A 6,608-nucleotide genomic window follows, 5' to 3' on the forward strand; every position below is an offset into this window, starting at 1 on the left:
ACGTCGGGCAGGGACCAGTCCACATGGGGTTTCAGCGCCGCTTCACACGCGGCGATTCGTTCGGCGAACACCGGCGAGGAGTCGAGTAGTTCCACACCCATGCCGGCCCATTGGGAACCCTGCCCGGGGAACACCAACACCGGGCCGGTGTCCCCCGCGCCCACCGTGTCGGCGGGTCCGACGAGGGCGGCGTGCGCGTTGCCGTCGGCCAGTGCTTCGACGGCGGCGCGCAGTTCGTTCGGGTCGCTCCCCACGACGACGGCCCGGTGCTCGAAGACGGAGCGGGTGGTGGCCAGTGACCATCCGACGTCGGCGGGCGTGGCCGACCGGTCGCGGCGCAGCCGTTCGGCGAGGGCGTGCGCCCGGTCCCGTAGTGCTTGCTCGTCGCGGGCCGACACCACCCACGGCAGGGCCGCGACCGGACCGGCACCGCCCGTCTCAGCGCTGCCGGTCTCAGCGCTGCCGGTCTCGGCGGGGTCATCGTCCGTGGCGTCCGCGACCTCTTCGAGGACGACGTGTGCGTTCGTCCCCGATATGCCGAAGGAGGAGACCCCGGCCCGGCGCGGGCGACCGGTCCGCGGCCACGGCTCGGCACCGGTGAGGAGCCGTACCGCGGTGTCGTCCCAGTCGACGTGCGGGGTGGGTGCGTCGATGTGGAGGGACGCTGGCAGCACGCCGTGTCGCATCGCCATCACCATCTTGATGACGCCAGCCACACCCGCCGCTCCCTGGGTGTGCCCGATGTTCGACTTCACCGAGCCGAGCAGCAGCGGTCGGCCCTCCGGCCGGTTCCTGCCGTACGCGGCGGTGATCGCGTCGGCTTCGATGGAGTCGCCGAGTACGGTGCCGGTGCCGTGGGCCTCGACGGCGTCCACTTCGGACGCGGACAGCCGGGCGCTCGCCAGGGCCTGTCGGATGACGCGCTGCTGGGAAGGGCCGTTGGGGGCGGTGAACCCGTTGCTCGCACCGTCCTGGTTGATGGCGGAGCCGCGGACCAGGGCCAGCACCGGGTGGCCGTTGCGGCGCGCGTCCGACAGCCGCTCCAACAGCACCAGGCCGACGCCCTCGCCCCACCCGGTGCCGTCGGCGGACGCGGCGAACGCCTTGCAGCGGCCGTCGGGTGAGAGGCCGCGCTGTCGGGAGAAGCCGGTGAAGACCTCGGGGGTGGCCATCACCGTGACCCCGCCGGCCAGCGCCAGGGTGCACTCGCCCTGCCGCAGCGCCTGCGCGGCGAGGTGGACGGCCACCAGGGAGGAGGAGCAGGCGGTCTCGATGGTGACCGCGGGCCCTTCCAGGCCGAGGGTGTACGAGACCCGGCCGGACAGCAGGCTGGGTGCGTTGCCCGCGTACCCCTCGGACGCCTGTGAAGCGCCGCTCTTGGAGCCGTCGCCGGTGGTGGCGGTGCCCGCGTAGACGCCGGTCCTGGTGCCGTGCAGGGACGCGGGGTCGATCCCGGCGCGTTCGATCGCCTCCCAGGAGCACTCCAGCAGCAGCCGCTGCTGGGGGCTGCTGGCCGCGGCCTCGCGCGGGCTGATCCCGAAGAAGGCCGCGTCGAACTGGTCGGCGTCGTAGAGGAACCCGCCCCGGCGGGTGTAGCTGGTGCCGGGGTGGTCGGGGTCGGGGTGGTACAGCCCTTCCAGGTCCCAGCCCCGGTTGACGGGAAAGTCACCGATGGCGTCCGTGCCTGCGGCGACCAGTTCCCACAGGGCTTCCGGCGAGTCCGCCCGACCGGGGAAGCGGCAGGCCATGGCGACCACCGCCACCGGCTCCTGTGCCTGTTCCTCGGCCTGGCGGAGGCGCTGGCGGGTGTCCTGGAGTTCGCTGGTGACGCGCTTGAGATATTCGACCAGCTGTTCTTCGGTCGCCATCTGGGTTCACCCGGTCCTATCGCTCAGTGGTCCGTACTGGTGCCGGCGTACGTACGTGCATGCGTGTCCTGACTCGCGCGGCACGGCGCTCGTGTGCTTGTGCGTCTGCGTGTTGCTTGTGCGTCTGCGTGCCTGTGCGTGCGTTCAGGGCGCGCCCAATTCGCTGTCGATGATGTCGAGGAGTTCGTCGGCGGAGGCGGCGTCGAGCTTGTCCGCGGAGTTGATCCCGCGTGCGGAGTCGAGTCCGTGTGCGGCGGGGGCGCGGTTCGCCTTCCACTCGGCGAGCAGGCCTTCCAGCCGGGCGGTGACCGCCCCGGCGTCGCCGTCCGTCAGTCCGGTGGCGGCGCCCAGGGTCTCCGCGAGCCTGGCCAGCCCGTCGAGGACGGGTTCCACGTCCGTGACCTCGTCGGTCGCGTGGCCGGGCGGCGGCGCGACTCGCCCGCGCAGTTCGTCGGCGAGCACCCCGACCCGCGGGTAGTCGAAGATCAGCGCGGGGGGCAGCCGCAGCCCCGTGGCCGTTCCCAGCCGGTTGCGCAGTTCCACGGCGGTCAACGAGTCGAACCCGAGGTCCTTGAAGGCGGCGTCGGCGGGGACCGCGTCGGCGTCGGCGTGTCCGAGGACGGTCGCGACGTGGCCCCGCACCAGCGCGAGCAGGGCCCGCTGCTGTTCGGCTGCGGACAGCCCGGCCAGCCGGCCGCGCCAGTCCTCGGGTTCCGCCGCGACGGCCGCGGCTGCCGTACGGCGTACCTTCCCGGTGCCCGCGGCGGCCACGTCGGCGACCAGTGCGCGCAGTACGGCGGGCAGGGTTCCGGGCGGCCCCGCGGCCAGTGCGCGGGGGTCGATGTCGGCGGCGACGAGGTGCGGCCTGCCGTCGGCGAGGGTGGAGTCGAACAGCGCGAGCCCTCGCTCGCTGGACAGGGCGCCCATGCCGGACCGCGCCATGCGGGCGAGGTCGGTCTCGCTGAGTCCGCCGGCCATTCCGCTCGATTCGGCCCACAGCCCCCAGCCGACGGAGAGCCCGGCCAGGCCCTGCGCCCGCCGGTGTGCGACGAGCGCGTCACAGAACGCGTTCGCCGCCGCGTAGTTCGCCTGTCCGGCGCTGCCCAGCGACCCCGCGGCGGAGGACAGCACGACGAACACGGCCAGCGGAAGGTGCACGGTGGCGCGGTGCAGGTGGTACGCGCCGGCGGCCTTCGGGCCCCACACCCCTCCCAGCCGTTCCCCCGACAACTCGGGCACCACCCCGTCGTCCACCACTCCGGCCGCGTGCACCACGCCCGTCAGCGGGTGGGCCGGATCCACCGCGGCCACCACGGCGGACACGGCCGCCATGTCGGTGACGTCGGCGCTGACCACGTGTGCGGTGGCGCCCAGGCCGGCCAGTCGCTCGACGAGTTCGGCGGCTCCCGGTGCGTCGGGCCCGCGCCGGCCCGTCAGGACGACGTGCCGGGTGCGGCCCGAGCGGACCAGGTGCTCCGCGACCAGGGCGCCGAGGGCGCCGGTGCCGCCGGTCACCAAGACCGTTCCGTCGGGGTCGAGCGCGGCGGGCGGGCGCAGGACGACCTTGCCCACGTGCCGTGCCCCGCTGACGTACCGCAGCGCCTCCCGTGCCCGGGTCAGCGGCCACGCCCGCACCGGGGCCGGCTTCAGGACGGCGTCCACGAACAGCTTCCGCAGCTCCAGCAGCATCCGCCCGACCCGCTCGGGCCCCGCGTCCGGCACCAGGTCGAACATGTGGTAGTCGGCCAACTTCGGGTATTCGAGGGCCAGTTCGGCGCCGTCACGTACGTCGGTCTTGCCCATCTCCACGAACCGGCCGCCCTCGGCCAGCAGCCGCAGGGACGCGTCCGTGAACTCACCCGCGAGACTGTTCAGGACCACGTCCACCCCACGGCCCCCGGTGGCCTGCCGGAACGCCTCTTCGAAGGCGAGGTCGCGGGAGGAGGCGCGGTGTGCGGCGTCGATCCCCATCTCCGCGAGCACTCCGTGCTTGCCGGGGCTGGCGGTGGCGAACACTTCGGCGCCGACGTGCCGTGCGATCTGCACCGCGGCCGTTCCCACGCCGCCCGTCGCGGCGTGCACGAGCACCGACTCGCCCGGCCTGAGCCGGCCGAGTTCCCTCAGCCCGAACCAGGCCGTGAGGAACGTGACCGGTACGGCGGCGCCCCGTACGTCGTCCCAGCCCTCGGGCACGTGCACGAGCATCCGTGCGTCCGCCACCGCGACCGGGCCGAACGTCCCGTCGAAGACGCCCATCACCCGGTCCCCCACGGCCAGGTGCGTCACCTCGGGCCCCACTTCGAGCACGCTGCCGGCGCCCTCGCTGCCCGCGAGGTCGGCGCCGCCCGGATACATCCCCAACGCGATGAGCACGTCGCGGAAGTTGACCCCGGCCGCCCCGACCGCGATCCGCACCTCCCCCGCGCCCAAAGCGGCTTCGGCAGCGGGGGACGGCACGACCGTCACGTTCTCCACGGTCCCCGTCGCCGTCAGACCCAGTCGCCAGGCCCGTCCGTCCGTGGGCACGGGCAGGCTGCCGCCGGCACGGACCAGTCGCGGCACCAGGACCCGGCGCCCGCGAACCGCGGTCTGCGGCTCGTCGTGGGCCAGGGCCGCGCTCACCGCGTGCGCCAACCGGACCGTGATGGCTTCGTCGTACTCACCCGGGTCGAGGTCCACCAGTAGGAAGCGGTCCGGGTTCTCCGTCTGGGCGCTGCGCATCAGACCCCAGACGGTGGCGCCTTCGACGTCGACGGCCTCGTCCCCGTGTGCGTCTGCGGGCACGGCGCCCCGGGTGACGACCACCAGGCGCGTCGCGGTCAACCGCGGCTCCGCCAGCCAGTCGCGCAGCAGTCCGAGGATACGTCCCGTCGTCGCGAGCGCTTCGGCGGCGTCGGCGCCTGACCGGGCCGGGACGCACACGACGGCGGCGTCCGGCGGGGGCGCTCCCGCGTCGAGCGCCGCGAGCAGCGCCTTGGTGTCGGCGTGGCAGGAGTCCGCGGCGGCCACGGAGAACGCGTCCGGGCCGAGTACGGTCCACCCGCGGTCCCGTGCCGTTTGTTCGTCGGCGGACTCCGGTGCGGCGGCTGTGGGCAGTGGTGTCCACTCCAGGACGAACTGGCCCTCCGTCTCCTGCGCGGCGTGCGGCGCTAGCCTGCTCAGGTCGGCCCGGCGCATCGCCACCGAACTCACGCTCAGCACTGGCGCGCCTGAGGCGTCGACGAGTTCGACGCGGACGCCGCGTTCGTCGCTGTGGGGGCTGTCGGGGTCGGCGAGCGGGGTCAGACGCGTGCGTACGGTCGTGGCTCCGGTGGCCCACAGCGTCACCCCGCTCCAGGAGAACGGCAGCCAGACCTGTCCGTCGTCGGGGCCCTGCTCGTCCAGCAGCAGGCCGGGGTGGAGCGCGGCGTCCAGGAGCGCCGGGTGGATGCCGAAGCCGTCCCGGTCCCCCGCGCCGTCCGGCAGTTCGATCTCAGCGAGCAGGGCGTCCCCGTCGCGCCACACGGCGCGTACGCCTTGGAACGCGGGCCCGTAGCCGTAACCGGCCCCGGCCACCCGTTCGTAGAAGCCGTCCGTCGCCAGCGGGGTCGCGCCGGTCGGCGGCCAGAGCTCGGTCGCGGTCCCCGCCGGTGAGTCCGCGGGCCGGGGGCTGAGCGTGCCGCGGGCGTGGCAGGTCCAGGGAGTCGCTTCCAGCGGTCGGTCGGCCCTGTCGGGCCGTGAGTGCAGCCAAATGTCCCGGGGCCGGGGCTCACCGGGCTCTGCTGCGCCGACGACGACTTGGATCTGTACGGCGCCTGCTTCGGGCACCACCAGGGGTGCTTGGAGGACGAGTTCGTCCACGCCGCCACAGCCCGCCTCGTCGGCGGCCCGGAGCGCCCATTCCACGAGGGCCGCGCCCGGTACGAGCACCGCGTCCCCGATGCGGTGGTCGGCCAGCCAGGCGTGGTCACCGGTGGCCGTCACCCGGCCCGACAGCAGCAGTCCGCCGTCGGCGAGCGCGACAGCGGCCGGCAGGAGGCCGTGTTCCACCCGCCGCAGCCCGGCCGCGCCGACGTCACCCACGGAGCTGCCGGAGTTCAGCCAGTACCACTCGCGCTGGAAGGCGTACGTCGGCAGCGGCACCGTGCGCGGGGCGGCGTCCGCGGGGAACCACCCGGGCCACTCCACGTCCCGCCCGGCGACGTGCAGACGTGCCAGGGCCTGGGTGAAGGCTCCCACGTCGGGCTGCCGACGGTTCAGCGCGGCGAGCACCAAGGGCGGAGAGTCGGCAGGCTCCTCTGTCACCTCGTGATCGAGGGTGCGTTGGGTTGCGGTGGCCAGGACGGGGTCGGGGCCGAGTTCGAGGAAGACGCCGGTGTCGGGTGCGAGGTGGGTGATGGCCGGGGCGAAGTGGACAGGTTGGCGGATGTGTCGGGCCCAGTACGCGGGCGTGGCGATCTCCGCCCCGGCCGGCTCCCCTGTGAGGTTGCTGATCAGTGGAAGTGTCGGCTGGTGGAAGGTGAGGGAGGAGATCTGTTCCTCGAACTCTTCCAGCATGGGTTCCATCAGGACGGAGTGGAACGCATGGCTCACCGTGAGCGCCTTCGTCTTCCGCCCCCTCTGAACCCACGCCTCGGCAACCGCAGCCACCTGGTCCGTGGGGCCGGAGATCACCGTGCTCGTCGGCGTGTTCAGAGCAGCAATACTCAAACCGTCATAGGCGGCTAGATCGTCGGCGAGTTCATCAGCGCTCGCCTCGAT

At 73.5% G+C, this 6,608-nt stretch carries 2 protein-coding genes; both read right to left on the reverse strand.

Features of this window, described 5'->3' with window-relative positions:
* The coding region (locus tag ABZ842_RS38450; protein WP_361548433.1) for a type I polyketide synthase at window positions 1-1,868 on the reverse strand (1,868 nt) is incomplete at its 3' end.
* A 144-nt stretch (window positions 1,869-2,012) separates the two neighbouring features.
* Window positions 2,013-6,608 (reverse strand): SDR family NAD(P)-dependent oxidoreductase, encoded by a 4,596-nt coding sequence (locus tag ABZ842_RS38455; RefSeq protein WP_361548435.1) that lies wholly within the window; start codon window positions 6,606-6,608, stop codon window positions 2,013-2,015.

It is taken from the genome of Streptomyces sp. NPDC047315, from assembly GCF_040643215.1.
In the GTDB taxonomy this organism is placed as follows: Bacteria; Actinomycetota; Actinomycetes; order Streptomycetales; family Streptomycetaceae; genus Streptomyces.